This window comes from Azotobacter vinelandii CA (assembly GCF_000380335.1).
In the GTDB taxonomy this organism is placed as follows: Bacteria; Pseudomonadota; Gammaproteobacteria; order Pseudomonadales; family Pseudomonadaceae; genus Azotobacter; species Azotobacter vinelandii.
Map to the genome: position 1 here is coordinate 3,159,600 of NC_021149.1, position 24,213 is coordinate 3,183,812.

Consider the following 24,213-nt stretch of genomic DNA (forward strand, 5'->3'; position numbering starts at 1 on the left):
AACGGGCCGGGTCGGGGAGACGGTTCAACTCTGCGCCGCGGCCTTGGGCAGGATGTCGTTGGCCAGCACCTCGCCGAACGGACTGACCTGGCCGCGACCTTCCACTCCGGCCGGCCGGGCCAGATCCAGGTGCGGGAAGAGCAGTTCGGCGACCCGGTAGGATTCTTCCAGGTGCGGATAACCGGAGAGTACGAAGGTGTCGATGCCGAGCGCGGCATACTCCTTCATCCGCGCCGCCACGGTCGGACCGTCGCCGACCAGTGCGGTGCCGGCCCCGCCGCGCACCAGGCCGACGCCGGCCCAGAGGTTCGGCGACACCTCCAGATTCTCCTTGCTGCCACCATGCAGGGCGGCCATGCGCTGCTGGCCGACCGAGTCGAAACGCGCCAGCGAGGCCTGGGCCTTGGCGATGGTTTCGTCGTCCAGGTGGCCGATCAGCCGGTCGGCGGCCTCCCAGGCCTCCTCGGTGGTTTCGCGAACGATCACGTGCAGGCGGATGCCGAAACGCACCGTGCGGCCATGGCGGGCGGCGCGGGCGCGCACGTCGGCGATCTTCTCGGCCACCGCGGCCGGCGGCTCGCCCCAGGTCAGGTAGAGGTCGACCTGTTCGGCGGCCAGTTCGTGGGCGGCCTCCGAGGAGCCGCCGAAATACAGTGGTGGATGGGGCTGCTGCAGCGGCGGGAAGAGCAGCCTGGCACCCTCGACCTGGATGTGCTTGCCCTGCAGGTCGACGGTTTCGCCGGACAGCACGCCCCGCCAGATGCGGGTGAACTCGGTGGCCGCCTCGTAGCGCTCGGCATGGGACAGGTGCAGGCCTTCGCCGGCCAGTTCTTCCGGGTCGCCACCGGTCACCAGGTTGAACAACGCGCGACCGCCGGACAGCCGGTCGAGCGTCGCCGCCTGGCGTGCCGCCACGGTCGGCGAAATGATCCCTGGACGCAGGGCGACGAGGAATTTCAAACGCCGGGTGACCGGGATCAGCGAGGCGGCGACCAGCCAGGAATCCTCGCAGGAACGCCCGGTCGGAATCAGCACGCCGCCGAAGCCGAGTCGGTCGGCGGCCTGGGCGATCTGCTGCAAGTAGGCGTGGTCGACGGCGCGGGCGCCCTCGGCGGTGCCCAGGTAGTGGCCGTCGCCGTGGGTGGGCAGGAACCAGAAAACATTCAGACTCATGGAGTGGTCTCCTTTCGATCGGGGGCTTGGAACTGCGCGGACGAGGACAGCCGGACTACTGACGAACCACCTTGGCCGGAGGGGTCCACACCACCTCCTTGATGCTCAGGCGCTTGGGAATCAGCTTCAGTTCGGCGAAGGTGTCGGCGATCTTCTGCTGCGCCGCGACCACCTCCGGGCTGAGCGGCTGCGCGCCATAGCCCTGGCGCACCACCGCTTCGTGGGTGATTTCCGGGGGAAGACCGATCAGCGGAGCGACCTGCCGGGTGACTTTCTGCGGATCGGCCTTGGAATCCTCGCCGATGCCGCGAACTTCCTCGATCAGCGCCTCGATCACCTGCGGGTGCTTGCCGACGTAGGCGCCCGTGGCCAGATAGAACTGATGGTTGTCGACGATCCCCTGGCCGTTGCGCAGGGTGCGTGCCGCGAGTTGCTTCTCGGCAGCGGCCTGGAAGGGGTCCCAGATCACCCAGGCATCCACCCGGCCGCTCTCGAAGGCGGCGCGGCCGTCGGCCGGCGGCAGGTACACGGGCGTGATGTCCTGGATACCCAGGCCCGCCTCCTCCAGGGCGCGAACCAGCAGGTAATGGACGTTGGAGCCCTTGTTCAGGGCGACCTTCTTGCCCTTGAGCTCAGCGACGCTCTTGATCGGCGAATCCTTGGGCACCAGGATCGCCTCGCCCAGCGGGGCCGGCGGCTCGTAGGCGACATAGCGCAAATCGGCGCCGGCGGCCTGGGCGAACACCGGCGGCGTCTCGCCGGTCACGCCGAAATCGATGGAGCCGACGTTCAGGCCCTCCAGCAGTTGCGGGCCGCCGGGGAACTCGGTCCACTGCACCTCCACGCCCTGCTCCGCCAGGCGCTTCTCGAGCGAGCCCTTGGCCTTGAGCAGCACCAGGGTGCCGTATTTCTGATAGCCGATCCGCAGGGTCTCGGCCTGAGCCTGGGTGATGGCGCCGAAGGAAACGGTTGCCGCGAACAGGGCAACCAGGCTTCGACGCGAGACGATGGCGCGCATGGGCGGCCTCTCCTTCGCATTGACTGGGTGTAACCTGCTCGCCCGTTGACGGGCCAGTAAGGCAGGGGCGCGCTCGGCGTGAGCGGCCTGGAAGATCAGAGACTCCGGCGGATGGGTTCCGGCCGGTCGTCGGAAAGCTGGGCATCCGGAGTTCCGCTCCGGCGGATCAGGGCGGCGACCAGATCCTCGAGGGACTCGTCGACCCGCAGAAGCAATTCATCGTCGAAGCGGGCCGGCTGATCGCCTTCGGGATAGGCGATGTGCGCATCCACGGCGAACACGCCGGTCAGCACTTCCTGGGCCTTGAGCGCCGAAAGCACCGGCTTGAGGGCGTAATCCACCGCCAGCAGGTGAGCCGGGCTGCCGCCGGTGACCAGCGGCAGCACCACCTTGTCGGTCAGCACCCGCTCGGGCAGCAAGTCGAGCAGCACCTTCAGGGCGCCGGAGAAGGACGCCTTGTACACCGGCGTCGCGACGATCAGGCCGTCGGCCAGCCCCACCGTGGCCTGCAGATCGCGCACCGCGGCGCTGTCGAAACGGGCATGGAGCAGTTCCTCGGCGACGAAATCGCGTACCCGGATCAGCGACACTGCGATCCCGCGGCTCTCCAAATAGGTGCGGGCGTACTCCAGCAGCAGTTCGCCGCGCGAGCGTTGCGAGGGGCTGCCGGAAAGCAGAACGACGTGCATGGCGATCTCCTTATCGGTTCGGCTGCGGAGTCAGGCGCAGGTAGGGCTTCACCGCGCGGAAACCTTTCGGGAAGCGCTGCTTGAGCTCTTCCGGGTCCTGCAGCGAGGGCACGATCACCACTTCGTCGCCTTCCTTCCAGTTGGCCGGGGTGGCGACCTTGTAGTTGTCGGTCAGTTGCAGCGAGTCGATCACCCGCAGGATCTCGTGGAAGTTGCGCCCGGTGCTCGCCGGATAGGTGATGATCAGCCGCACCTTCTTGTTCGGGTCGATGATGAACAGCGAACGCACGGTCAGGGTATCGTTGGCGTTCGGATGGATCAGATCGTAGAGGTCGGATACCTTGCGGTCGGCATCGGCGATGATCGGAAAGCCGACCTGGACGCCCTGGGTCTCCTCGATGTCGCCGATCCATTTCAGGTGGGAGTCCACCGGGTCCACCGACAGGGCGATGGCCTTGACGTTGCGCTTGGCGAACTCGTCCTTGAGCTTGGCGGTGAAGCCCAGCTCGGTGGTGCACACCGGGGTGAAATCGGCCGGATGGGAGAAGAGGATTCCCCAGCCGTCGCCCAGCCATTCGTGGAAGCGGATACGGCCGGTGCTGGAATCCTGTTCGAAGTCGGGCGCGATGTCGCCGAGACGGATGCTCATGGTCTGCTCCTGCAGTGTGGTCCTGAACTGCCGGCCACTATGCGCAGGACGACTAGAAAATAAAAAGAATAAATTTTGATTTGTTAATTACCGATAGACATAAAAGGACAACGCCGACAGCGGAATATTCAAGTAACCAAATATTCTTTTATGGAATAAAAAGCTTATTCTATAGTTCTTACATCTCTCATCCGTACTACTATTGCTTGGATCGTCTTCATGAAGCGATTGCTGACCTCTTCCCTGCTGGCGGCCGGCGTGGCCCTGGCCTCCGTCGCCAGCCAGGCGGCCCCGTTACTGAACGTCTCCTACGACGTGATGCGCGACTTCTACAAGGAGTACAACCCGGCCTTCCAGAAACACTGGCAGGCCGAGGGCAACCCACCGGTACAGATCCAGATGTCCCACGGCGGCTCCAGCAAGCAGGCGCGCGCGGTGATCGACGGCCTGCCGGCCGACGTCATCACCATGAACATGGCCACCGACATCAATGCCCTGTACGACCACGGCAAGCTGATTCCGCAGAACTGGGCCGAGCGCCTGCCGGACAACAGCGCCCCCTTCACCTCGGCGACCGTGTTCATCGTCCGCAAAGGCAACCCGAAACAGCTCAAGGACTGGCCCGACCTGCTCAAGGAGGGCGTGCAGGTGGTGGTGCCCAATCCCAAGACCTCGGGCAACGGCCGCTACACCTACCTGTCGGCCTGGAGCTACGCACTGAAGAACGGTGGCGACGACAAGGCCGCGCGCGACTTCGTCGGCAAGCTGTTCAAGCAGGCGCCGGTGCTCGACACCGGCGGTCGCGCCGCTACCACTACCTTCATGCAGAACCAGATCGGCGACGTGCTGGTGACCTTCGAGAACGAGGCGGAAATGATCGCCCGCGAATTCGGCCGCGGCGGCTTCGAGGTGGTCTATCCCAGCATCTCCGCCCAGGCCGAACCGCCGGTGGCGGTGGTCGACAAGGTGGTCGACAAGAAGGGCACCCGCAAGGAGGCCGAGGCCTACCTGAAATACCTATGGTCCGACGAGGGCCAGCGCATCGCCGCCAACAACTACCTGCGCCCGCGCAATCCGAAGATCCTCGCCGAATTCTCCGACCGCTTCCCCAAGGTCGAATTGCTCGACGTGGTGAAGACCTTCGGCGACTGGCCGACCATCCAGAAGACCCACTTCAACGACGGCGGCGTGTTCGACCAGGTCTACGGCGGACGCTGAGCGCGGTCGCCCGCCCCGGTGGACGAGGGAAGCCTCGTCCACCCCATGCAGCCCCCGTTCCTGCCCACAACGGAAGCCCATGAAAAAGAACGTCTTCGTCTTCAGCCGCCTCGCTCCCGAGCATCAGGCGCGCCTGCGGCAGCACTTCAACGTCAGCCTCCTCGACCCGGACGGCGACATCGCCGCCCAGTACGCCGCGGCGCTGCCCGAGGCCCACGGCCTGCTCGGCGTGGGCCGGCCCTTCGGCCGCGCCCAGTTGGAGCCGGCCCGGCGACTGGAAGCGATCGCCAGCATCTCGGTGGGCTATGACAACTACGACCTGACCTACCTCGACGAGCGTGACATCCTCCTCACCAATACCCCGGACGTGCTCACCGAAACCACCGCGGATCTGGGCTTCGCCCTGCTGATGAGCGCCGCCCGCCGCGTCGCCGAACTCGACGCCTGGGTCAAGGCCGGCCACTGGCAGGCAGCGGTCGGCCCGGCGCTGTTCGGCGGCGACGTGCACGGCAAGACCCTCGGCATCCTCGGCCTCGGCAAGATCGGCGCGGCCATCGCCCGGCGCGGACGCTTCGGCTTCGGCATGCCGGTGATCTACCACGGCAACGGCCGCAAGCCCGAACTGGAAGCGGAACTCGGCGCCGGCTACCGCAGCCTCGACGAACTGCTCGGCGAGGCGGATTTCGTCTGCGTGGTGGTCCCCCTGAGCGAACGCACCCGCCACCTGATCGGCCGCCGCGAACTGGCGCTGATGAAACCCTCGGCGATCCTGATCAACATCGCCCGCGGTCCGGTGCTCGACGAAGCGGCCCTGATCGAAGCCCTGCGGGACAGGCGCATCCAGGCCGCCGGACTGGACGTCTATGAAAAGGAACCCCTCAAGGACTCGCCGCTGTTCGCCCTGCCCAACGCGGTCACCCTGCCGCACATCGGCTCGGCGACCCACGAAACCCGCCGGGCCATGGCCGAGCGGGCCATCGACAACCTCGAACGCGCCCTGCTCGGCGGCACCCCGCGGGACATCGTCAACCCGCAGGTCTGGGCCCGTCGCCAGGCGTGACCGCCCGACTTCGGCACAGCGCCTTGTGCAGCTTGCCTACCACCTTCAGGCTCAGGTCGCCCTGCGCCAGGATGCAGCAGGCCAGCACCGTGCCGTGAGCCTGCTCGGCGGCGCTGACGTGCTGGCGGCTCATCGGCCGCGACTGCCGGTAGACGCCGCCGGTGACCCGCACCTTGCAGACCCCGCAGCCGCCGCCCCGGCAACCGAGCGGAATACCCTTGCGGCCCAGGCGGGCCATACCGGCGAGCACCGTCTCGTCCTCGTCGCAGGCATAACGCTCGCCGCTGTCCTCGATCAGCACCTCGTGCTTCATCGGCGTGCCTCCTTCCATTCGCCGCACCCGGCCCGACGAGACCGCGCGGACGATCCCGGCAGCAGGGTGAATGGCCGAAGCCATCCAGCCCTGGTGGAAAACGCTGCGCGGTTTTCCACCCTGCGGAACTGCCCCGATCGCGAGCGGATTCGCTCACCGCGCCCTCGCCGGCGCGGGGTTTCTCAGGCGCTCTTCAGCAGCCCGCGCGCCTTGGCCATGCTCATCGCGGTGTCGAGGATCATGTCCTCCTGGCCGCCGATCATCTTCTTGCGGCCCAGCTCGACCAGGATGTCGCGCGCCGGCACGCCGAAGCGCTCGGCGGCGCGTTTGGAATGCAGCAGGAAGGTCGAGTAGACGCCGGCGTAGCCCAGGGTCAGCGACTCGCGGTCGACGCGCACCACATGCTCCATCATCGGCACGATGATGTCCTCGGCCACGTCCATCAGCCTGAACAGATCGACGCCGGTGTCGATGCCCATGCGCTCGCACACCGCGGCGAACACCTCCAGCGGCGTGTTGCCGGCGCCGGCGCCGAGGCCCGCCACCGAACCGTCGATGCGGCTGGCGCCGGCCTCGATGGCGGCGATGGAGTTGGCGATGCCCATGCCCAGGTTGTGGTGGCCGTGGAAACCGATCCCGGTTTCCGGCGCCAGCACCTCGCGCAGCGCGCCGACGCGCGCCTTCACGTCCTCAGGCAACATGTAGCCGGCCGAGTCGGTGACGTAGACGGTCTGCGCGCCGTAGGACTCCATCAGCTTGCCCTGCCGGGCGATGCCGGCCGGGTCGTTGAGGTGTGACATCATCAGGAAGCCGGAGGTGTCCATGCCCAGCTTGCGGGCGAAGGCGATGTGCTGCGGCGAGGTGTCCGCCTCAGTGCAGTGGGTGGCGACGTGCACGCTGCGCGCGCCGCAGTCGAAGGCCGACTGCAGCTCCTTCATGGTGCCGAGCCCCGGAATCAGCAGCACCGAAACCTTGGCCTGTTTCATCTTCGCGGCCACCGCGCCGATGTATTCCTCGTTGCTGTGCGGGGCAAAGCCGTGCTGCAGCGAGTTGCCGCCGAGGCCGGCGCCATGGGTGACCTGGATGTAGGGCACGCCGGCGGCGTCGAGGGCGGTGGCGACCGCGATCATCTGCTCGACGCCGATCTGCTCGCGCTTGGCGTGCATGCCGTCGCGCAGGCACATGTCATGGAAAACGACCTTGCGGCCTTTCAGGCTGTCGGACTGGCTCATCATGCGACCTCCGGGGTGGGCAGGCGGATTTTTCCGGCGAGGATTTCCTCGGCGAACATCTCGGCGGTGCGGGTCGCCGCCGCGGTCATGATGTCGAGGTTGCCGGCGTAGGTCGGCAGGTAGTCGCCGAGGCCGGCCACTTCCATGAACACCGACACCCCGTTGCCGTCGTAGAGCGGCCCGTTGACCAGCCGGTAGCCCGGCACGTACTTCTGCACCTCGCCGACCATCTGCAGGATCGAGGCGCTGAGGCGTTCCTGGTCCGGTTCCGCGTCGGTCAGGCAGGAGATGGTGTTGCGCATGATCATCGGCGGCTCGGCCGGATTGATGATCGCCAGCGCCTTGCCCCGGCGCGCGCCGCCAACCTTCTCCAGCGCGCCGGAGGTGGTGTAGGTGAACTCGTCGAGGTTGGCGCGGGTGCCCGGCCCGATGGATTTCGACGCCAGGCTGGCGACGATCTCGGCATAGGCCACGCTCTGGATGCGCGACACCGCGTGGACGACCGGAATGGTCGCCTGCCCGGCGCAGGAAATCATATTGACGTTCATTTCCAGTCTGGCGGCGTGCTCGCGCAGGTTCACCGGCGGCACGCACAACGGGCCGATGGCTGCCGGGGTCAGGTCGATCACCAGCACGCCCAGGGCGTTGAGCTTGCGGCTGTTCTCGGCGTGCACGTAGGCGCTGGTGGCGTCGAAGGCGATCTGGATGTCGTCCTCCTGCACATGCGGGAGCAGGCCGTCGACACCCTCGGCGGTGGTCTTCAGACCCAGCTCGCGGGCGCGCGCCAGCCCCTCGGAGGCGGGGTCGATGCCGACCATCCACACCGGCTCCAGCAGCGCGCTGCGGCGGATCTTGTAGATCAGGTCGGTGCCGATGTTGCCCGAGCCGATCAAGGCGCAACGGATCTTCTTCATGACTGGCGCTCCCGCAGTTCGGCGCGCTGCGCCTTGTTCAGCCCGGCGACGTAGAACTCTTCCTCGCGGTGTTCGGTGATCAGGATGCGCACGGTTTCCGCGCCGCAATCCAGGGCTTCGCTGACGGCCTTGGTCACCGCGGCGGCGACGCGGCGCTTCTGCTCGTCGGTGCGGCCTTCGAGCATGTGCATTTCGATGATGGGCATGGCTGTTTTCCTGAGTTTTGTCATTCCGTGAAACGCATCGAGACCGAGCCCAGCTCCTGGAACCGCGCGACCACGCTGTCGCCCGGTCCGACCGGGATGGCCTCGGTGATCCCGCCGCTCATCACGAAGCTGCCGGCCGGCAGGCTTTCGCCCAGCCCGGCGAGGATGTTCACCAGCATCGCCACGGCCTCGGCGGGATGGCCGAGCACCGCGGCGCTGGCGCCCAGGCCGAGGATCTCGCCGTTCTTCTCCAGCACCACGCCGAGGGTGCGCAGGTCGAGATCCTCGACGTAGCGGGCGCGACCGCCGCCGACGAAGCGCGCCGAGGAAGAGTTGTCGGCGATCACGCTGGGCAGGTCGAACTTGAAGCCGGCGAAGCGCGAATCGATGATTTCCGCCGCCGGCAGCACATGGTCGGTGGCGGCCAGCACGTCCTGCGCGGTGCAACCCGGCCCGCGCAGGGTTTCCCGCGTCACGAAGGCCACCTCGCACTCGACGCGCGGGTGGATCAGCCCGGACACGGAAATCGCCGAACTTTCCGGACACGCCATGCGGTCGGTGAGAAAGCCGATGGAAGGCACGTCGACGCCCATCTGCCGCATCTTCGCCTTCGAGGTCAGCCCGGCCTTCCAGCCGACCAGCCGCTGGCCCTGGGCGACGAAGCGCCGGCGCAGTTCGTTCTGCACGGCATAACCGTCGGCGACGGTCATCCGCGGGTATTCGTCGGTCAGTTTGGGAATCGCCTGGGCGCGGCTCTGCGCCCCTTCGACGCGCTCGCACAGGCGCACCACGTCCTCGCGGGACAGGGTCAGTTCGTCGCTCATACCGCGCTCCTCCCGGAGAATTTCACCCGGCAACGGCCGAGGCCGCCGACCGTGCAGACCAGTTCGTCGCCGTCGGCGACCGGCACCAGCGCCGATTGCGAGCCGGAAAGGATCACCTCGCCGGCCTCGAAGGGAATGCCCAGTTCGCCCAGGGTGTTGGCCAGCCAGGCCACCGCGTTGGCCGGCGAGCCCTGCACCGCGGCGCCGACGCCGGTGGAGAACAGCTCGCCGTTCTTCTCCAGCAGCATGCCGGCCAGGCTCAGGTCGAGCCGGCGCGGGTCGCCCTTGGCGCTGCCCAGCACGTACACCCCGCAGGAGGCGTTGTCCGCCACGGTGTCCTGGATCTTGATCCGCCAGCCGTCGATGCGAGAATCGACGATCTCGAAGCAGGGCGACACGTAGTCGGTGGCATGGATCACATCCATCGCGGTGACGCCCGGCCCCCGGAGGTCGTGCTTGAGCACGAAGGCCAGCTCCGCCTCGGCCTTCGGCTGGATCAGGGCGCCGAGGTCGATGCTGTCGCCCTCCTGGCAGAGCATGCCGGAGGTGAGGATGCCGAAGTCCGGCTGGTAGACGCCGAGCAGCTCCTGCACCGCCTTGCTGGTCACGCCGATCTTCTTGCCGACCACCCGTTCCCCGCTTTCCAGGCGGCGCGCGACGTAACGCTGCTGGATGCGGTAGGCGTCGGCGATGCTCATCTCCGGCTCGCGGCCCAATAGCGGCGGCACACTCCGGCGGGCGACGAAAGCCTCGAACAGCTCGTCGCCATATCGTTCGATCTTGTCATTGTCCATGTTCGTTCTCACAAGGTTTCGGCGGGATACCCCCTCTCCCGCTCGCGGGAGAGGGTTGGGGAGAGGGCTGTCAGGCTCAGAGCTTCACGCAGACGTTGCGCGTCTCGGTGTAGAACTCCAGCGAATGCACGCCGCCCTCGCGGCCGATGCCGGACTGCTTGGCGCCGCCGAAGGCGGTGCGCAGGTCGCGCAGGAACCAACTGTTGATCCAGGTGATGCCCACCTCGACGCGCGCCGCCAGGCGGTGGGCGCGGGCCAGGTCGTTGGTCCAGAGCGTGGTGGACAGGCCGTAGTCGGTGGCGTTGGCGAGTTGCACCACCTCGTCCTCGGCGTCGAACGGGCGGATGTGGCAGCAGGGTCCGAAGATCTCCTCGCGCACCACCGCGGCGCTTTCCGGCAGGCCGGTCCAGATGGTCGGCTGCACCCAGGCGCCCTCGGCCAGTTCGCCCGGCATCTCCGGCACGCCGCCGCCGGTGACCAGCGTGGCGCCCTCTTCCAGCGCCTTGCGGTAGTAGGACAGCACCTTCTGGCGGTGCTCCTGGCTGATCAGCGGACCATAATTGGCGTCGTGATCGTCCGGGCGGCCGAAGCGGACGCTTTCCGCTTTGACCTTGAGCGCCTGCACGAAGCGCTCGAAGATCGGCCGCTCGACGTACACCCGTTCGGTGCCCAGGCACACCTGCCCGGAATTGAGGAAAGCGGAGCGGAAGATGCCCTCCACCGCCGCCTCGAAGTCGCAATCGGCGAAGACGATGCCGGCGTTCTTGCCGCCCAGCTCGAAGGATACGTCGCGCATGCCTTCCGAGGCGGCCTTCATGATCGCCGCGCCGGTGCGCGTTTCGCCGGTGAAGGTGATGGCGTCGACGCCCGGGTGCTGGGTGACGAATTCGCCCGCCGAATCCGGGCCGAACCCCTGCACCACGTTGTAGACGCCCTTGGGAATGCCCACCGCGTTCATCACCTCGCCGAGCAGCGCGGCGGTCTGCGGCGACTCCTCGGACGGCTTGACCACCACCGCGTTGCCGCAGGCCAGCGCCGGGCCGACCTTCCAGGTCATCAGCATGAAGGGCGCGTTCCACGGGCAGATCACCCCGATCACCCCCTTGGGCACGCGCAGCGCGTAATTGAGCGCGCCGCGCCCGTCCGGGGTGGCCGTCTGGAAGGATTCGCTGGCGACGTTCTTCACCACGTCGGCGAACACCTTGAAGTTGGCCGCGCCGCGCGGGATGAACACCTGCTTCATCACGTGCGCCGGCTGGCCGGTGTCGGCCATCTCCGCCTCGACGAAATCATCGAAGCGGCGGGTGATCTCGTTGGCCACGCCGTACAGCAGCTCGACGCGCTGTTCGGTACTCAGCCTGCCCCAGTCGCCGGCGAGCGCGCCGCGCGCGGCCCCGACCGCCGCATCCACCTCGGCGCGCCCGGCCTCGGCGATCGAGGCGATCACCCGGTTGTCGAGCGGCGAACGCTTGTCGAAACGCCTGCCGCTGGCGGCGGCGACGTACTCGCCGGCAATGAAGTTCTCGATCTTGCGCATGCTCACTCCGCGTTGTCGTTCCGTTTCCGGTCGCCGGGGCGACCCTTGGGAGTGAGCATAGGGAAGGGCTTTCAATACCATCCAATACTTTGTTTCTTCACAACAGATACCTGAAAGGTATGAATATGCAGGCAGGCCCACAGCGGGCAAGACCGGCCGCCCGATGGCCTGCGCCCGCACGAACCACAACGGGCGGCGAGCGCACACCGGCCAGCCCGTGCCGGCACGGCGGTCGAGCAGCGCCCAAGGCGCTGGTTCCCGAACGCCCTTTCAGTCCTCATGAGTGAATGGACTAAATCCGTGTGCTCGCATGGATTTTCCCTTGTCTTGCCACGCCCGCCGTGAAATCCTTTCGATCACAAGGATTTCCCGTGAACTGCCAGCGCATTTGCCGAAATCCTTTCGAACACAAGGATTCCATCATGCGCATCGAGCTTGATTCCGCCGACGACATCGGCCCCGTGGTGCGGGCCAGCCGCAAGGCCCAGTCCATTCGCCAGGACGATGCGGCCGGCAGCATCGGGGTCAGCGAGTCCTTCATGGGCAAGGTCGAGAGCGGCGGCGAAACCCTGCAATGGGGCAAGCTGTTCCAGGTGCTGGAAGGGCTGGGCGTGCGAGTGATCCTCGACGTTCCCGACGAGGTGGCGGGCCAGTTGGCGGCAGCGCGGCAACTACACGCCCGCCGGCAGAGCGCCAAGGCCGCCCGCCGACCGAAAGCGGCCGGGCCGGAGGATCGCTGATGGAGCGCAGGCTGCTGGCCTGGATCGACCGCCAGCCGGTCGGCACCCTACGCGACCGCGACGGCGTCTGGTCCTTCCAGTACGCGCCAGCATGGCTGGAAGCAGCCGACAACTTCGCCCTGTGCCCCGGCCTGCCCCTGCAAGCCGGAGAACACCGGGATGGCGGTTCGCGACGGCCGGTGCAGTGGTACTTCGACAACCTGCTGCCCGAGGAAGGCCAACGGTTGCTGCTGGCCGGCACCGCCAGAGTGGATGGCAGCGATGCGTTCGGCCTGCTCGGCCACTACGGCGCCGAATCCGCCGGCTCGCTGACCCTGCTCCCAGCGGACGGCGAACAACGGGAAGGCGGCCTGCGGCCGCTGAGCAATGCCGACCTGAGCGCGCGCATCGCCGCCATGCCGGGCGTCCCGCTGGTCGAGGGCGCGCCCAAACGCATGTCGCTGGCCGGTGCCCAGCACAAGCTGGCGGTGGTGCTGCAGGATGGCGAACTGTTCGAGCCGTCCGGGCGGATGCCTTCGACGCATATCCTCAAGCCCGACCATCCGCACGACTCCTACGCGCACTCGGTCGTCAACGAATGGTTCACGATGGCGCTGGCCCGGCGCCTCGGTCTCGCGGTGCCGCGTGTGGAGCGCCGCTACGTGCCCCAGCCGGTGTACCTGATCGAGCGTTTCGACCGCCAGCAGGAAACCGGGGGCTGGCGCCGCCTACACAGCATCGACGCCTGCCAGATGCTGGGCTTGAGCGCAGCCTACAAATATCTCGAAGGTAGCGTGGCCCGGCTGACCGAACTGGCCGGCGCCTGCCGCAGCCCCGCAGTGGCACGCACGGCGCTGTTCCAGTGGCTGGTGTTCAACCTGCTGGTCGGCAACACCGATGCGCACCTGAAGAACCTCGGCTTCCTGGTGTCCCATGGCGGCATCCGACCGGCGCCTTTCTACGACCTGATCTGCACCGCCGTGTACGACACGTCGGCTTTCGACAATGGCCGCTGGCCGGCCGCCACGACCCTGGCCTGGCCGCTGGAAGGCCGCGCGCGTATCGCCGAGGTCGACCGCCGCTGCCTGCTGGAGGCAGGCGAGACCATGCGGATCAAGCCGGCCACGGCCACGCGCCTGATGGATCGCCTGAGGAGCAGGATCGCCGACGAGGCACGGGCGCTCCATGCGCAGGTCGAGCGGGAAAATGCCGCGCTGATCGCCCGTCGCCCGGAACTGGCGGCGACTTTCGCTGGCGAGATGCGTTGCCTGCGGGCGATCATCCATGTGGTGATCGCGGAACAGGTGGCGCGCCTGGGCTGACGCCAAGCCGTTCGGCCACGCGGCAGCGGCAGCAGCGGCTGCCATTCCGGCCCGGATATGCCGGCCAGGAGCCACGCCGCCGACACGCGACGAACGAGGAAACTCCATGAAATCCCTACCGCCCGCCCTCGCCCTGCTGGCCATCGCCACCCTGGCGCAGGCCCAGGAGCCCACCTACAACCCCGCCTACGCCGCCTGCATGGACAAGGCCGGCGGCGTCACCGCCGGGATGATCGACTGCATCGGCACCGAACTGGCCACCCAGGACCGCCGCCTCAACGCGGCCTACCGGACGCTCGGGCAGAACCTGACGCCCGAACGCCGCCAGCGGCTGCAACGGACCCAGCGCCTGTGGCTGCAATACCGCGACGCCAACTGTGACTTCTACGCCGACCCGGACGGCGGCAGCCTGGCCAGGGTCGCCGCCAACGAATGCGTGCTGCGGGAAACCACCGAACGGGCCGCGGAGCTGGAGCGGTTGCGGTAGAGAAATGGCCTCCGGACAATCCGGGTAGCGCCCGCGCCCGACGGGACGCGCCTTTCCCGAGCGCGCCGGAGTCACACCATGAACACCATGACCTGCAAGGGCTACGCCGCCCGCATCGAGTACAGCGACGAAGACGGCCTGTTCGTCGGCCATATCGCCGGTATCCGCGATGTGGTCGGCTTTCACGGCGAGACCGTCAAGGAACTGCGCAGCGCCTTCGCCGAGGCGCTGGACGACTACCTGGAAACCTGTGCCCGGCTGAACCGCCCGGCGCAAAAGCCCTACTCCGGCAAGCTCAGCCTGCGCCTCACCCCGGAACTGCACGCCAGCGTGGCGGTCAAGGCCCAACTGGCCAACCAGAGCATCAACCAGTGGGTGTCCGAGGTGTTGAGTCGGGAAGCACATGCCTGAGCAAAGGCTCGCCATGACCAGGCAACGCGATAAAGGCCCGAGCGGCCGAACGCCTTCGAGCGCGGGGAAAAGGCCCTCGATCAGTGTTTCCGCAACCCGCGGGCCACTATTCGGCGATCGAAACGCGATTCAGACACGACGACCCTGCGCATCCACCACCGGCTCGCCATCTTCCTTGTCGAAAGCGCCGCGCTGTAGCCGGGGCAAGATGTCCAGCACGGTTTCCGAAGGCCGGCACAAGCGCGTACCCAGCGGCGTGACGACTATGGGCCGCTCGATGAGGATGGGATGCTGGAGCATGAAGTCGACCAGTTGCCCGTCGCTCCATTTCGAATCGTCCAGGCCCAGCTCCGCATAGGGCGTGCCCTTTTCGCGCAGCAGGGCGCGCGGCGAAATCCCCATCGCCCGGATCAGCGCAACCAGCGTTTCGCGGTCGGGCGGCGTTTTCAGGTACTCGATGATCGTCGGTTCCTCGCCGCTGTTGCGGATCAGGCCGAGCACGTTGCGCGAGGTGCCGCAGTCGGGGTTGTGGTAGATCGTGATGGTGCTCATGGGGCGATCCTGGGGTTATGGAGTGGTTGCGCGGCACTCGTACCAGCCGCGCGAGCGGTTGACCAGGCGTACGACCAGCAGCATCACCGGCACCTCGATCAGCACGCCGACCACGGTGGCCAGCGCCGCGCCGGAATGGAAGCCGAACAGGCCGATGGCCGCAGCCACGGCCAGTTCGAAGAAGTTGCTCGCACCGATCAGCGCCGAAGGGCAGGCGATGTCGTGCCGCTCACCCACCTGGCGGTTGAGCCAGTAGGCCAGCCCGGCATTGAAGAACACCTGGATCAGGATGGGCACGGCCAGCATGGCAATCACCAGCGGCTGTCGCAGGATGGCCTGGCCCTGGAAGGCGAACAGCAGCACCAGCGTCAGCAGCAGCGCGGCGATGGACAACGGGCCGATGCGCGCCAACGCGGCGTCGAATGCGGTCGGGCCCCGGCGCAGCAACGCGCGGCGCCAGAGCTGCGCGATGACCACGGGGATGACGATGTAGAGCAGCACCGAGATCAGCAGAGTGGCCCACGGCACGCTGATCGACGACAGGCCCAGCAGCAGGCCGACGATCGGCGCGAAGGCGAACACCATGATGGTGTCGTTCAGGGCCACCTGCGACAGCGTGAAGAGCGGATCGCCGCCGGTCAGCCGGCTCCAGACGAACACCATTGCCGTGCAGGGCGCAGCGGCCAGCAGGATCAGGCCGGCCACATAGCTGTCGAGCTGGTCGGTCGGCAGCCAGGCGACGAAAACATGGCGAACGAACAACCAGGCCAGCAGTGCCATCGAGAACGGCTTGACCGCCCAGTTGACGAACAGCGTCACGCCGATGCCGCGCCAGTGCTGGCGCACCTGCCCCAGTGCGCCGAAATCCACCTTCAGCAGCATCGGGATCACCATGATCCAGATCAGCAGGCCGACCGGCAGGTTGACCTGTGCGACTTCCATGCGGCCGATAGCCTGGAAGAGGCCCGGCGCGAACCGGCCCAGACCGATGCCAGCGACGATGCACAGCAATACCCAGACGGTCAGGTAGCGTTCGAAGATGCTCATGGAAGGTAGAGGCGTGGCACTGGCTTCGTTCTGCATGGACATCGAGCGACCTCCTCACTGCTGGCCGATGCTACGCAGCTCGCGCTGCAACGACAGGGCATCGAGCCGCTCGAGCGGCAGCGACAGGAACAGTTCGATGCGCCGGCGCAGCGCGATGGCCGCATCGTGGAATGCCTTGCGTCGCTGTTCCTCGGTGCCCTCGACGGCGGCCGGATCGGGCACGCCCCAGTGGGCCGATACCGGCTTGCCCGGCCAAATCGGGCAGACTTCGCCGGCGGCGTTGTCGCAGACGCTGAAGATGAAATCGAACACCGGCGCGTCGGGCCTTGTGAACTCATCCCAGCTCTTGCTGCGGTAGCCGGTGGTCGGCAGGTGCAGCCGTTCCAGCGTGGCGAGCGCCAGCGGGTGTACTTCGCCCTTTGGGTGGCTGCCGGCCGACCAGGCGCGAAAGCGGCCTTTGCCCAACCCGTTGAAGATGCCTTCGGCGAGGATGGAACGGGCCGAATTGCCCGTGCAGATGAACAGTGCGTTGTAGGTGGTGTCGGCCATGGCGTCAGCAGTCGCAGTAAGGGGAAGCGGAAACCTCGCAGACGCCGCCTTCGCAGCAATGCTCGGTCAGGTAACCGATCAGGCCGTTCATGTGGCCGTACTCGGCGCGGTAGATCAGATTGCGGCCTTGCTGTTCGACCGTGACAAGGCCGGCATGGGCCAGCTCCTTCAGATGGAAGGACAGGGTGTTGCGGGCCACGCCGAGCCGGTCGGCCAGGACGCTGGGCGTCAGTCCTTCCGGGCCGGCGACGACCAGGGCGCGGAATACACGCAGCCGCTGGGTGTGGGCCAGGGCGCTCAGGGCGGAAACAGCTTGATCTTCGTTCATGGTTCGAAGATACAACATTCATTGAATCATTGAAAAGGGAAATGCTCTCTCGGTGGCATGGCGTCCCGGCGTTTCACCGTCGGATTCGCGGGCTTCGAAAAAACACGGGCCGCCCACCGGCGGCCCGCGCGATCGTGAACAAGCTCTCAGATCGCCTTGAACAACGGACTCCTCACCTGCTGGGCATCGGCCGCCGAGATGAATTTCTCGGTGTAGATGTCACGCTCGAACAGGCGGCCCTGCATCAGGGTGTCGATGCAGGAGTCGATCATCAGCGGCGGGCCGCACAGGTAGGCCTTGTGGCCGCGGAAGTCGTTGCCGAAGCATTCCCTGGCCGCCTCGTGGACGAAGCCGCGGAAACCCCGCCAGTCGCTGCCTTCCGGCTCGTGGGAGAGCGCCGGGACGTAGCGGAAGTTGGCGTGCCGTTGCTCCAGGGCGAGGAATTCGTCGTGGTAGTAGAGTTCCTCGCGGTTGCGCTGGCCGTAGACCAGGGTGATCGGTTTGGCGAAACCTTCGGCCAGCAGGTCGAGGATCATCGCGCGCGGGCTGGACAGCCCGGAGCCGCCGGCCATGAAGATTACCGGCAGGTCGGCGGACTTTTTCACGAAGAAGCGTCCGTAGGGACCGCTGACGCTCAGGCGGTCGCCGACCGCGAGCCGTTCGTGGACGTAGCCGGTGCCGCGTCCGCCGGGGACGATGCGGATGTTCAGCTCGATCTCGCCGCCCGCCTGCGGCGCGCTGGCGATGGAGAAGGCGCGGCTGCCGATGCCCTCGGGCAATGCCAGGTTGACGTACTGGCCGGCTTGGAAGCACATGCCCTCGGGGGCGTCGAGCCTCAGCCAGACGGCCTTGATGGTCGGCGTCAGGCGCTCGATGCGGCTGACGCTGGCGGGATAGTCGCGCACCGGCAGGTTCTCGGCGTCCGGGTCCTCCTCGATCTCGGCCTCGATGACGACATCGCCCTGTGCGCTGGCGCAGCAGGCCAGGCACTTGCCCTCCTCGCGTTCGAAGTCCATCAGGGCGAAGCTGGAAGCCTCGCCGTGCTCGACCTCGCCGTCCAGCACCTGCACCTTGCAGGTGGCGCACAGGCCATGGCCGCAGGCGTGCGGCAGGTAGATGCCGGCGCGCAGCGCAGCGTCGAGGATGCTCTGGCCCTCCGCGATATCGACGGTCTGGCCGAGCGGTTCGATGGTCAGTTGGTAGCTCATGCCCTGTCCTCCCTAGTGCACTCGGTACAGGCTGTCGAGGCCGGGGGTACGCAGGCGCAACTGGTCCTTGTGGCCAATGCCGTTGTCGGCCAGGCTGCGCCCGAAGTCCGGGGTCCAGGGGCGGTTGTCCTTGAGCCATTCGACCTGGCGCCAGTCGATGGCGGCGGCGTCGGGATCGGCCTGCAGCAGCGGCAACAGCGCCTTCTGGACCAGATCGCCAAAGGGAGTCTGCGGCGACAGGCAGAGCAGGAAGGGCGCGGCGAACAGCAGGTGATGGTCCCAACTGACGTAGACCAGTTGCTTGCCGTGGAAATTCTCGACGCGGTCGCGGGGTACGCCGAGGTAAGTCTTGCGTGCGGTTACGGGCATGTTCGTGCTCCTTCTTGTTGTGTTGCGCGTGGCAGCGATGGGCGCCTGCGGGAGCGGGCCCGTTCGCGACGCCGGCGAATCGTCCGGTCGCGGATGAATCCGCTCCCGCGGCCGTAGGGTGGATGGCCGAAGCCATCCGCCGTGGCGGGCAGCGGGTGGTGGAAAACGCTACGCGGTTTTCCACCCTACCGACTGACTACGCGACGCCCCACTGCTGCCCGGCACTTACTGGTTGGAGGTGGCCATGGCGCGCCAGGCTTCGAAGTTCCGGCGGTCCAGGGAGTCGGCGTAGTCGCCGTTGTCCTCGCCGTCGCGCAGGAACACCCAGTCCATCCAGGCCGTCAGGTCGCCCTGCAGGTCCTGGAACAACTGCGGCATCGGCAGCCAGGCCTGTACGTATTTCTCCGGCTCGTTCTCGAACAGCGCCTGGCAGTGGTCGGAGCAGAAGTGGTACTTCTCGCCCTGGTGAACCCGCTCGCGGTGGCAGCTCAGGGTCGGGTCGCCCGGCTCGGTGAACACCACCGGCAACTGGCAGCACTGGCACAGCTTGGCCAGGCCGTAGTTCTTGAACGGCGTGCCGGCGGCGGCGAGCTTCCTGATGTGCATCCAGCGCGGACGGTAGTAGCGGTCGAAGGTTTCCGGGTATTTCTTCGCCAGCCAGTCCATGTCCTCGTCGGAGGGAATCCAGGCGTGGAAGGCGGTGCCGAAGCTCCACTGGTAGAGGCCCAGCATGAGCTGGTGGGACATGTGGTCCACGGCTTCCTCGGCGTCGTTCCAACCCTTGGGCGGGCGGATGCCGTAGCGCGCCAGGTCCTTGAACAGCGCGCCGCCGTTCTCCACGCCGTAGATGTTCCAGGCCTCGCGCCAGGACATCACGCGCTTGGGCAGCATGTAATCCATCATGGTGCTGACCAGCCCGAGCACGCGGAAGCCGCGCCAGAACCACTTGTCGATCCAGCGCTGGACGATCGGCAGGTTGTCCGGGTCCTGCTCGAGCATGAACTTGATGCACTCCAGGCCCAGGGTCATGTGCCGCGCCTCGTCGGACTGCGCCGAGAAGCCGAAGGTCACGGTGGCCATGTCGCCGTTGTAGGCGGCGCCGGACATGAAGGGCACGAACAGCAGGTTGGTCAGCACGTATTCGAAGCTGAAGCCGATGGCGATCATGAACTCGAACGGTCCGGCGCTCATGGCGTCGTCGAAGAACGAGCGGGCCACCGAGGTGTACCAGATGCGGTCGCGCTGCTCGGCGAAGGCGTGGAAGCCGTTGTAGAACCTGTTGTAGTTGGACAGCGCGTGGATCTGCGTCTGCGCGTGGCGGATCTCGTCGATCGCCTGCATCTGGCAGGCCACCTGGGTGCCGACGCCGGGGAACTCGCGGCCGACGCGGGCGAAGCCTTTGTGCGCGCAGAACTCGCCGGGGCTGATCGCCTGCAGGAAGATCTTCAGCGCCGACAGGTAGCGCGCGTCGGTGATGTGCAGGTGGCCGTTGTTCTGCGCGTGGGCGTCGATGATCGCGTAGAACTTGCGCTCCTTCTCGGCCTGGTATTTCCAGTAGGCATCCATGGTCAGGCGGAAGGGGTCTTCCCACTTGTCCCAGTCGTGGACCTTGATGCCCTCGTACTGCACGTAGGGAAAGATTTCTTCCCTGGTGCGATAGCTGGGCTCCCAGCCCAGATCGCGGGTGAACAGCCGGTATTTGTCCTTGAGGCTCAGCTTCCTGTTGGCGGATTTCATGTCCATGGCGGGGTCCTCAGTCGTTCCAGGTCAGGGTCAGGCTGTCGTCGTCTTCGTCGACGTTGCCGGAAAGCGTGATCAGGTTGATCTGCAGTTCCTGCAGGTCGTAGCGGCGACCGATCCGCTCCTCGATGCTCTCCTTGCGGATGACCAGGCGGTTGGGCGCGTCGATCTTGACCATCGCCGGCTCGCGATGGACCAGGGCGAGGGGATTGTCGGACGCGATCGCCTCGATGATCGGGCGGGTTTCTTCGTTGGCTTGCAGGGCGATGAATACGGTGGACATGGAAACCTCTCAGAGCGCGATGCCGGTTTTTTCGAGGCGCGCCTTGAAGGCCGCCACCCGTTCGCCGACCAGTTCGTCGGCCTCGGCGCCGGGCACCTGCCCGACCACCGGCAGCAGCGCCGCGGCGGCGCGCTCGCTCCAGGCGCCGATCCAGGTTTGCAGTTGCGCGCGGTTGTGCTCCGACTCGGCGGCGGCGACCTTGAGCACGGCGTCCACCCACTTGCCGGTTTCCGCGAACCAGTCGCTCATGAACTGGGTGAGCATGGCCACCGCCGAGCCGCCGCGACCGGCCAGGTGGTCGTCGACCAGCGCCTCGTAGACCAGCGGATAGAGCAGCCCGTCGAGGGCGACGTTCTGTGCGACGAACAGCTCGAACGGGTCGCGCAGCACCAGGCAATCCTCCACGTAGCGGCGCAGCGGCTGCCAGGCGTCGCCGCTCGTCCAGGCGGCCTTGCCGGCCTCCAGCGCCTCCGTGCCGCCGAGCAGCAGGCCGAGGCGGGACAGGTACTGGGCGATGCCCAGGTTATCCATCGCTTGGTAGATGCACGGCTGGGTGAAAGCGGTGCCGTAGCCGTAGCCGCAGATGAAGGTGTTGTTCTGGTTGGCGCCCCAGGCGGCATGGCGCAGCGGCACCAGCAGATCAAGGGCGGTCCGGCGCAGCTCGTCGGACAGCGCCTCGGCCAGGCCACGGCTCTCGACGAAGGCGAAGCTGGCCTCGGCGCTGTCTTGCTGGCGGGCGCGGGTCAGGGTGTAGGTGCTGTAGTAGAACTGGCGCGGGTCCTTCAGGGCGTACCAGTCCTGCATGACGATCCGGGTGATGCCGGTGTCGTAGAGTTCCTGCTCCGGGTCCCAGGTCGGGCGGTAGTGCAGGTTCTCGGCGGCCTGGATATCATAACTGCCTTCCTGGTAGCGCGAGGCCGGCTTGTCGCCGAAACGGCGGACCAGATGGTCGAAGGTGTTGCGCAACGGCTGGATACTGACCGTGCGAAGGTCGATTTGCATGAACGTCTCCTGCTGGCGCCTTGCCCTGGGCGCGGCGCCTTTCTTGTCGTTGTTTTCGTTATGGCTGTTGCTTGAAGCGGGTTCGCGTGGCATCGGAGAGGCGCCAGTCCCAGTCGCTCACCTCGCCCTGCGCGGCCGGACCGGCGGCTGGCAGCAGCTCCACCCGGTTGGCCGCGCAGAACTCGGCGAAGGCCTCGCGGCCGAGGATCATCTCGACGCACAGTTCCGGCTCACCGATGGCGAAGTCGAACTCGACGAAGCCGTTACCTCGCTCTCCGGTCACCCGCACGAAGCGCCGGCGGGTGTCGAGCGCGGCCGGCACCATCTCCTCTGTCGGCTCGGAAGAAGCCATGGCCGGCCTCCTCAGGTCACGACGCTGAGGAAGGTTTCGTGCAGCTTGCGCTGCGGGAAATCGAGGCCCTGGCCGAAATTGTCGAAGGTCCAGGTCAGGGGCTCGTAGTCGGGATACGGCTGGTAGCCGCCCATGAAGGTTTCGAAGCGGTTGCCGGAGGGGTCCCAGGCGTAGATGGTGCAGCCGCGGGTGACGCCGTGGCGGGTCGGGCCGATGTCCACGGCGACCTGGTTCATCGACATGATGTCCCCGGCGCGCAGCACCTGCTCCCAAGTGTCGAGCAGGAACGAGCAGTGGTGCAGCTTGCCCTTCTCCGGGTATTCGGCGAAGGCGATGTCGTGGACCTTGTGCGAGCAGGACAGCCAGATCGCCGCATTGTCCTGGCCATCGGGAGTCAGCACGCGCTCGACCAGGTAGAAGCCCAGCACCTCGGTGAAGATTTTCTGCACCTCGGCGATGTTCGGCCCGTAGAGCAGCGCATGATCCAGGCGCACCGGCGCTATGCCGTGTTCGCGCGCGCCGTCCCAGGGTGCCGGGTTGATGAGGCCGACCCCGTTGCCGACGATGGTCTTCTCCGCATACAGCTCGATCAGGTGCCCCGACGGCAACTCGAAACGCACCCGCTCGCCGGTTTCCAGCAGGTCCCCGGCCGGCAGGCGGGTGGTCTGCAGACCGTAGGCGCGCAGGTCGGCCTCCAGTCGTTCGAGGGTGGCCTTATCCAGCACCTTGAAGCCGAGGAAGTCGAGCCCCGCGCTGTCCGCCTCGCGGATCACGTAGCTGTGGTGGTCACGCTCGTCCCAGCATTTGAAGTACACCCGTCCCTGGGCATCGCGCCCGGTCTCCACCAGGCCCAGCACGTCGCGATAGAAACGGATGCTTTCTTCGAGATTCAGCACGCGAACCTGGGCATGGCCCGGCCGCAACACACCTGTCAACGCCATTTGTTGTCTCCGTTATCTGGCCTTGTGTGGTCGTGACGTCCGCGCGGCGCCCTGGAACGGCTCCGGCAGACGGGTCTTGCGAACTACGCCAGTGACATTGCAGGGACGGTGCCACATCTCATAATCGATTGATTCAAAAGGAATTTATTGAAATTTTCAGGCATCGGCGGAAAGGCCCGGCCTGACGTTTTCGTCGGGTCGCCCGCTGGCCTGACAAAAACGTCATGGTGCGGCGCACAAATGCGACGACAGGACGCGGCAACACGGCGACGCAGGCGGATGGCGGATGGCGGATGGCGGATGGCGGATGGCGGATGGCGGATGGCGGATGGCGGACAGGGAAAAAATCTAAGTGTTCGTCTTGTCAAATTTATGAGTGGCGTGACGGTCTTTGCTGGCTAATACAGGGCGCGCTCCTGTAATGAAGGAAAGCACGCAAATTAGAGCGAAACTTGAGATCGCCTCCTGCTACTTAATTCGCAAGTCGTTTTTGGGAAAACGGAGCTATACCTACTCAAACCGTTCTCCGTTCAACCGCAGTCAGCCGACCCATCCAAAATCGTTTCAGACTATTGAAAAAATAACCATTTTTTTAAAAAAGTTGATACGCGGCAGGATTTCTAGCTGGTACGGCTTACAATCATTCTCAGCCTCGGAGTAGAATAACTCAATCAACGCCAATAATCCGACCTATAGCTCCACCTACCTCATTTGCTCTCACACCAGATATGTTGGCGTTTACCGGCCCACTCTTCGCATCGGCAAAACGCATCTGGGCCATAAAATGGCTTTAGCTCATTCAGGTATATCCAACAAGCCAATTGAAGACAATCGAAAATTATTGAAAACACCAAAAAGCAAGAATACCTTTTTGGCACGCTAGCAACCCATAAGATGACCGAGCACTTAAATCAAAAAGGAAATATCATGCTTGTAAATATTTCTTGTCAAAATAAAAACGATGAAAAGAAGAAAATCGAAAAAAGCAATCTTAGAGGTCTGACATATTTTTGGGAGCAACCTAATGAGCAAGTTTCTGTAATGGCATCTTGCGATCATCAGCAGATATGCCGGAAGGTTCTTGGAGAAGAAGAGCGACCCGGCACATCTGACTCTTATATTCGTTGGGATAATGTTTCTCCTAGAAAACTGGTTCAAGTACTATTTGAAATTGCCAAAACTGAGCAAAGTTCGGATGTGACTAGCCGAGGCTCAGTTGCTAACACTGCCAGTTGACAGATCAATAAAAAAATAAGTCTCCGGACCTACCGGAGAT

Annotated in this window: 29 protein-coding genes; 7 read left to right on the forward strand and 22 right to left on the reverse strand. The window is 65.8% G+C overall.

Annotated features, from left to right (window positions below; all coding sequences use genetic code 11):
- Nucleotides 1–24: 24 nt before the first annotated feature.
- The 4 genes from ssuD to AVCA_RS13925 all read right to left on the reverse strand — a co-directional run bounded on the left by ssuD (nucleotide 25) and on the right by AVCA_RS13925 (nucleotide 3,529).
- Complete coding sequence (gene ssuD, locus AVCA_RS13910; RefSeq protein ID WP_012701601.1) at nucleotides 25–1,173, reverse strand: FMNH2-dependent alkanesulfonate monooxygenase; 1,149 nt, start codon at nucleotides 1,171–1,173, stop codon at nucleotides 25–27.
- A 55-nt stretch (nucleotides 1,174–1,228) separates the two neighbouring features.
- Nucleotides 1,229–2,191 carry a sulfonate ABC transporter substrate-binding protein gene (locus AVCA_RS13915; RefSeq protein WP_012701602.1) on the reverse strand — a complete coding sequence of 321 codons (963 nt, stop codon included), beginning with the start codon at nucleotides 2,189–2,191 and terminating at the stop codon, nucleotides 1,229–1,231.
- 95 nt (nucleotides 2,192–2,286) lie between these two features.
- A complete protein-coding gene (gene ssuE / locus AVCA_RS13920; RefSeq protein ID WP_012701603.1) occupies nucleotides 2,287–2,880 on the reverse strand; it encodes an NADPH-dependent FMN reductase in 594 nt (197 codons plus the stop codon).
- A gap of 10 nt (nucleotides 2,881–2,890) precedes the next feature.
- Nucleotides 2,891–3,529, reverse strand: coding sequence for a peroxiredoxin (locus AVCA_RS13925; RefSeq protein WP_012701604.1), 639 nt, complete (start codon nucleotides 3,527–3,529; stop codon nucleotides 2,891–2,893).
- A 219-nt stretch (nucleotides 3,530–3,748) separates the two neighbouring features.
- Between AVCA_RS13925 and AVCA_RS13930 the strand changes: the two genes are divergently transcribed.
- Nucleotides 3,749–4,747, forward strand: a complete 999-nt coding sequence (locus tag AVCA_RS13930; protein WP_012701605.1) for a sulfate ABC transporter substrate-binding protein — start codon at nucleotides 3,749–3,751, stop codon at nucleotides 4,745–4,747.
- A 79-nt stretch (nucleotides 4,748–4,826) separates the two neighbouring features.
- Nucleotides 4,827–5,807, forward strand: coding sequence for a 2-hydroxyacid dehydrogenase (locus AVCA_RS13935; protein ID WP_012701606.1), 981 nt, complete (start codon nucleotides 4,827–4,829; stop codon nucleotides 5,805–5,807).
- Here AVCA_RS13935 and AVCA_RS13940 read toward each other — a convergent pair.
- From AVCA_RS13940 to AVCA_RS13970, 7 genes are all read right to left on the reverse strand, one after another.
- Nucleotides 5,773–6,120 carry a 2Fe-2S iron-sulfur cluster binding domain-containing protein gene (locus AVCA_RS13940; protein ID WP_236616177.1) on the reverse strand — a complete coding sequence of 116 codons (348 nt, stop codon included), beginning with the start codon at nucleotides 6,118–6,120 and terminating at the stop codon, nucleotides 5,773–5,775. The genes AVCA_RS13935 and AVCA_RS13940 overlap by 35 nt on opposite strands.
- A gap of 182 nt (nucleotides 6,121–6,302) precedes the next feature.
- Nucleotides 6,303–7,355, reverse strand: coding sequence for a 4-hydroxy-2-oxovalerate aldolase (gene dmpG / locus AVCA_RS13945; protein WP_012701608.1), 1,053 nt, complete (start codon nucleotides 7,353–7,355; stop codon nucleotides 6,303–6,305).
- A complete protein-coding gene (locus AVCA_RS13950) occupies nucleotides 7,352–8,266 on the reverse strand; it encodes an acetaldehyde dehydrogenase (acetylating) (protein ID WP_012701609.1) in 915 nt (304 codons plus the stop codon). Before AVCA_RS13950 ends, dmpG begins: the two co-directional genes overlap by 4 nt.
- A complete protein-coding gene (locus AVCA_RS13955; protein WP_012701610.1) occupies nucleotides 8,263–8,472 on the reverse strand; it encodes a tautomerase family protein in 210 nt (69 codons plus the stop codon). The genes AVCA_RS13950 and AVCA_RS13955 overlap by 4 nt, the downstream gene beginning before the upstream one ends.
- Nucleotides 8,473–8,492: 20 nt before the next feature.
- Nucleotides 8,493–9,296 carry a 2-oxo-3-hexenedioate decarboxylase gene (gene dmpH, locus AVCA_RS13960; RefSeq protein WP_012701611.1) on the reverse strand — a complete coding sequence of 268 codons (804 nt, stop codon included), beginning with the start codon at nucleotides 9,294–9,296 and terminating at the stop codon, nucleotides 8,493–8,495.
- On the reverse strand, nucleotides 9,293–10,090 hold the full coding sequence (gene dmpE / locus AVCA_RS13965; RefSeq protein ID WP_012701612.1) for a 2-oxopent-4-enoate hydratase: 798 nt from the start codon (nucleotides 10,088–10,090) through the stop codon (nucleotides 9,293–9,295). Before dmpE ends, dmpH begins: the two co-directional genes overlap by 4 nt.
- Before the next feature lie 76 nt (nucleotides 10,091–10,166).
- Nucleotides 10,167–11,627, reverse strand: coding sequence for a 2-hydroxymuconic semialdehyde dehydrogenase (locus AVCA_RS13970; RefSeq protein ID WP_012701613.1), 1,461 nt, complete (start codon nucleotides 11,625–11,627; stop codon nucleotides 10,167–10,169).
- 422 nt (nucleotides 11,628–12,049) lie between these two features.
- Here AVCA_RS13970 and AVCA_RS13975 point away from each other — a divergent pair, with 422 nt between their 5' ends.
- The 4 genes from AVCA_RS13975 (at nucleotide 12,050) to AVCA_RS13990 (ending at nucleotide 14,566) form a co-directional block, all read left to right on the forward strand.
- Entirely contained in the window at nucleotides 12,050–12,367 is a 318-nt protein-coding gene (locus AVCA_RS13975) for a helix-turn-helix domain-containing protein (RefSeq protein ID WP_050764415.1), read from the forward strand.
- A complete protein-coding gene (locus AVCA_RS13980; protein WP_012701615.1) occupies nucleotides 12,367–13,668 on the forward strand; it encodes a HipA domain-containing protein in 1,302 nt (433 codons plus the stop codon). The genes AVCA_RS13975 and AVCA_RS13980 overlap by 1 nt, the downstream gene beginning before the upstream one ends.
- A 106-nt stretch (nucleotides 13,669–13,774) precedes the next feature.
- On the forward strand, nucleotides 13,775–14,155 hold the full coding sequence (locus AVCA_RS13985) for a lysozyme inhibitor LprI family protein (RefSeq protein WP_012701616.1): 381 nt from the start codon (nucleotides 13,775–13,777) through the stop codon (nucleotides 14,153–14,155).
- Nucleotides 14,156–14,233: 78 nt separating this feature from the next.
- The gene (locus tag AVCA_RS13990) at nucleotides 14,234–14,566 is read left to right on the forward strand and encodes a type II toxin-antitoxin system HicB family antitoxin (protein WP_012701617.1); all 333 of its coding nucleotides are present in this window, start codon (nucleotides 14,234–14,236) and stop codon (nucleotides 14,564–14,566) included.
- Nucleotides 14,567–14,695: 129 nt separating this feature from the next.
- On the opposite strand, the gene arsC is transcribed toward AVCA_RS13990, so the two are convergent.
- The 11 genes from arsC to AVCA_RS14045 all read right to left on the reverse strand — a co-directional run bounded on the left by arsC (nucleotide 14,696) and on the right by AVCA_RS14045 (nucleotide 22,937).
- Nucleotides 14,696–15,118, reverse strand: coding sequence for an arsenate reductase (glutaredoxin) (gene arsC / locus AVCA_RS13995; RefSeq protein ID WP_012701618.1), 423 nt, complete (start codon nucleotides 15,116–15,118; stop codon nucleotides 14,696–14,698).
- Between the two features lie 15 nt (nucleotides 15,119–15,133).
- The gene (gene arsB, locus AVCA_RS14000; RefSeq protein ID WP_437438507.1) at nucleotides 15,134–16,165 is read right to left on the reverse strand and encodes an ACR3 family arsenite efflux transporter; all 1,032 of its coding nucleotides are present in this window, start codon (nucleotides 16,163–16,165) and stop codon (nucleotides 15,134–15,136) included.
- A 54-nt stretch (nucleotides 16,166–16,219) separates the two neighbouring features.
- Nucleotides 16,220–16,714 carry an arsenate reductase ArsC gene (locus AVCA_RS14005; protein ID WP_012701620.1) on the reverse strand — a complete coding sequence of 165 codons (495 nt, stop codon included), beginning with the start codon at nucleotides 16,712–16,714 and terminating at the stop codon, nucleotides 16,220–16,222.
- Nucleotides 16,715–16,718: 4 nt separating this feature from the next.
- Nucleotides 16,719–17,042, reverse strand: a complete 324-nt coding sequence (locus AVCA_RS14010) for an ArsR/SmtB family transcription factor (RefSeq protein ID WP_238529410.1) — start codon at nucleotides 17,040–17,042, stop codon at nucleotides 16,719–16,721.
- A gap of 146 nt (nucleotides 17,043–17,188) precedes the next feature.
- Nucleotides 17,189–18,250, reverse strand: a complete 1,062-nt coding sequence (locus tag AVCA_RS14015) for an NADH:ubiquinone reductase (Na(+)-transporting) subunit F (protein WP_012701622.1) — start codon at nucleotides 18,248–18,250, stop codon at nucleotides 17,189–17,191.
- 12 nt (nucleotides 18,251–18,262) lie between these two features.
- Nucleotides 18,263–18,619 carry a phenol hydroxylase subunit P4 gene (locus tag AVCA_RS14020; protein WP_012701623.1) on the reverse strand — a complete coding sequence of 119 codons (357 nt, stop codon included), beginning with the start codon at nucleotides 18,617–18,619 and terminating at the stop codon, nucleotides 18,263–18,265.
- A gap of 225 nt (nucleotides 18,620–18,844) precedes the next feature.
- Nucleotides 18,845–20,362 carry a YHS domain-containing protein gene (locus AVCA_RS14025; protein WP_012701624.1) on the reverse strand — a complete coding sequence of 506 codons (1,518 nt, stop codon included), beginning with the start codon at nucleotides 20,360–20,362 and terminating at the stop codon, nucleotides 18,845–18,847.
- 10 nt (nucleotides 20,363–20,372) lie between these two features.
- Entirely contained in the window at nucleotides 20,373–20,642 is a 270-nt protein-coding gene (locus tag AVCA_RS14030) for an MmoB/DmpM family protein (protein WP_012701625.1), read from the reverse strand.
- Nucleotides 20,643–20,651: 9 nt separating this feature from the next.
- Nucleotides 20,652–21,644, reverse strand: a complete 993-nt coding sequence (locus tag AVCA_RS14035; protein WP_012701626.1) for an aromatic/alkene monooxygenase hydroxylase subunit beta — start codon at nucleotides 21,642–21,644, stop codon at nucleotides 20,652–20,654.
- Between the two features lie 58 nt (nucleotides 21,645–21,702).
- Nucleotides 21,703–21,996, reverse strand: a complete 294-nt coding sequence (locus AVCA_RS14040; RefSeq protein WP_236616179.1) for a phenol hydroxylase subunit — start codon at nucleotides 21,994–21,996, stop codon at nucleotides 21,703–21,705.
- Between the two features lie 11 nt (nucleotides 21,997–22,007).
- Entirely contained in the window at nucleotides 22,008–22,937 is a 930-nt protein-coding gene (locus tag AVCA_RS14045) for a catechol 2,3-dioxygenase (RefSeq protein WP_012701628.1), read from the reverse strand.
- A gap of 894 nt (nucleotides 22,938–23,831) precedes the next feature.
- Between AVCA_RS14045 and AVCA_RS26075 the strand changes: the two genes are divergently transcribed.
- Complete coding sequence (locus AVCA_RS26075; RefSeq protein ID WP_139239936.1) at nucleotides 23,832–24,173, forward strand: hypothetical protein; 342 nt, start codon at nucleotides 23,832–23,834, stop codon at nucleotides 24,171–24,173.
- Nucleotides 24,174–24,213: the final 40 nt, after the last annotated feature.

Bases quoted from the DNA above. Each gene is read 5' to 3' on its own strand.
- AVCA_RS13950 (WP_012701609.1), bottom strand. From the start codon at position 8,266: ATGAAGAAGATCCGTTGCGCCTTGATCGGCTCGGGCAACATCGGCACC.
- AVCA_RS14005 (WP_012701620.1), bottom strand. From the start codon at position 16,714: ATGGCCGACACCACCTACAACGCACTGTTCATCTGCACGGGCAATTCG.
- AVCA_RS13925 (WP_012701604.1), bottom strand. From the start codon at position 3,529: ATGAGCATCCGTCTCGGCGACATCGCGCCCGACTTCGAACAGGATTCC.
- AVCA_RS14010 (WP_238529410.1), bottom strand. From the start codon at position 17,042: ATGAACGAAGATCAAGCTGTTTCCGCCCTGAGCGCCCTGGCCCACACC.
- AVCA_RS14040 (WP_236616179.1), bottom strand. From the start codon at position 21,996: ATGGCTTCTTCCGAGCCGACAGAGGAGATGGTGCCGGCCGCGCTCGAC.
- AVCA_RS13990 (WP_012701617.1), top strand. From the start codon at position 14,234: ATGAACACCATGACCTGCAAGGGCTACGCCGCCCGCATCGAGTACAGC.
- AVCA_RS13985 (WP_012701616.1), top strand. From the start codon at position 13,775: ATGAAATCCCTACCGCCCGCCCTCGCCCTGCTGGCCATCGCCACCCTG.
- AVCA_RS14045 (WP_012701628.1), bottom strand. From the start codon at position 22,937: ATGGCGTTGACAGGTGTGTTGCGGCCGGGCCATGCCCAGGTTCGCGTG.
- dmpE (WP_012701612.1), bottom strand. From the start codon at position 10,090: ATGGACAATGACAAGATCGAACGATATGGCGACGAGCTGTTCGAGGCT.
- AVCA_RS26075 (WP_139239936.1), top strand. From the start codon at position 23,832: ATGACCGAGCACTTAAATCAAAAAGGAAATATCATGCTTGTAAATATT.
- ssuD (WP_012701601.1), bottom strand. From the start codon at position 1,173: ATGAGTCTGAATGTTTTCTGGTTCCTGCCCACCCACGGCGACGGCCAC.
- AVCA_RS14035 (WP_012701626.1), bottom strand. From the start codon at position 21,644: ATGCAAATCGACCTTCGCACGGTCAGTATCCAGCCGTTGCGCAACACC.
- AVCA_RS13980 (WP_012701615.1), top strand. From the start codon at position 12,367: ATGGAGCGCAGGCTGCTGGCCTGGATCGACCGCCAGCCGGTCGGCACC.
- AVCA_RS13970 (WP_012701613.1), bottom strand. From the start codon at position 11,627: ATGCGCAAGATCGAGAACTTCATTGCCGGCGAGTACGTCGCCGCCGCC.
- ssuE (WP_012701603.1), bottom strand. From the start codon at position 2,880: ATGCACGTCGTTCTGCTTTCCGGCAGCCCCTCGCAACGCTCGCGCGGC.
- arsB (WP_437438507.1), bottom strand. From the start codon at position 16,165: ATGAGCATCTTCGAACGCTACCTGACCGTCTGGGTATTGCTGTGCATC.
- AVCA_RS14020 (WP_012701623.1), bottom strand. From the start codon at position 18,619: ATGCCCGTAACCGCACGCAAGACTTACCTCGGCGTACCCCGCGACCGC.
- AVCA_RS14025 (WP_012701624.1), bottom strand. From the start codon at position 20,362: ATGGACATGAAATCCGCCAACAGGAAGCTGAGCCTCAAGGACAAATAC.
- AVCA_RS13935 (WP_012701606.1), top strand. From the start codon at position 4,827: ATGAAAAAGAACGTCTTCGTCTTCAGCCGCCTCGCTCCCGAGCATCAG.
- AVCA_RS14030 (WP_012701625.1), bottom strand. From the start codon at position 20,642: ATGTCCACCGTATTCATCGCCCTGCAAGCCAACGAAGAAACCCGCCCG.
- dmpH (WP_012701611.1), bottom strand. From the start codon at position 9,296: ATGAGCGACGAACTGACCCTGTCCCGCGAGGACGTGGTGCGCCTGTGC.
- arsC (WP_012701618.1), bottom strand. From the start codon at position 15,118: ATGAGCACCATCACGATCTACCACAACCCCGACTGCGGCACCTCGCGC.
- AVCA_RS14015 (WP_012701622.1), bottom strand. From the start codon at position 18,250: ATGAGCTACCAACTGACCATCGAACCGCTCGGCCAGACCGTCGATATC.
- AVCA_RS13940 (WP_236616177.1), bottom strand. From the start codon at position 6,120: ATGAAGCACGAGGTGCTGATCGAGGACAGCGGCGAGCGTTATGCCTGC.
- AVCA_RS13930 (WP_012701605.1), top strand. From the start codon at position 3,749: ATGAAGCGATTGCTGACCTCTTCCCTGCTGGCGGCCGGCGTGGCCCTG.
- dmpG (WP_012701608.1), bottom strand. From the start codon at position 7,355: ATGATGAGCCAGTCCGACAGCCTGAAAGGCCGCAAGGTCGTTTTCCAT.
- AVCA_RS13975 (WP_050764415.1), top strand. From the start codon at position 12,050: ATGCGCATCGAGCTTGATTCCGCCGACGACATCGGCCCCGTGGTGCGG.
- AVCA_RS13955 (WP_012701610.1), bottom strand. From the start codon at position 8,472: ATGCCCATCATCGAAATGCACATGCTCGAAGGCCGCACCGACGAGCAG.
- AVCA_RS13915 (WP_012701602.1), bottom strand. From the start codon at position 2,191: ATGCGCGCCATCGTCTCGCGTCGAAGCCTGGTTGCCCTGTTCGCGGCA.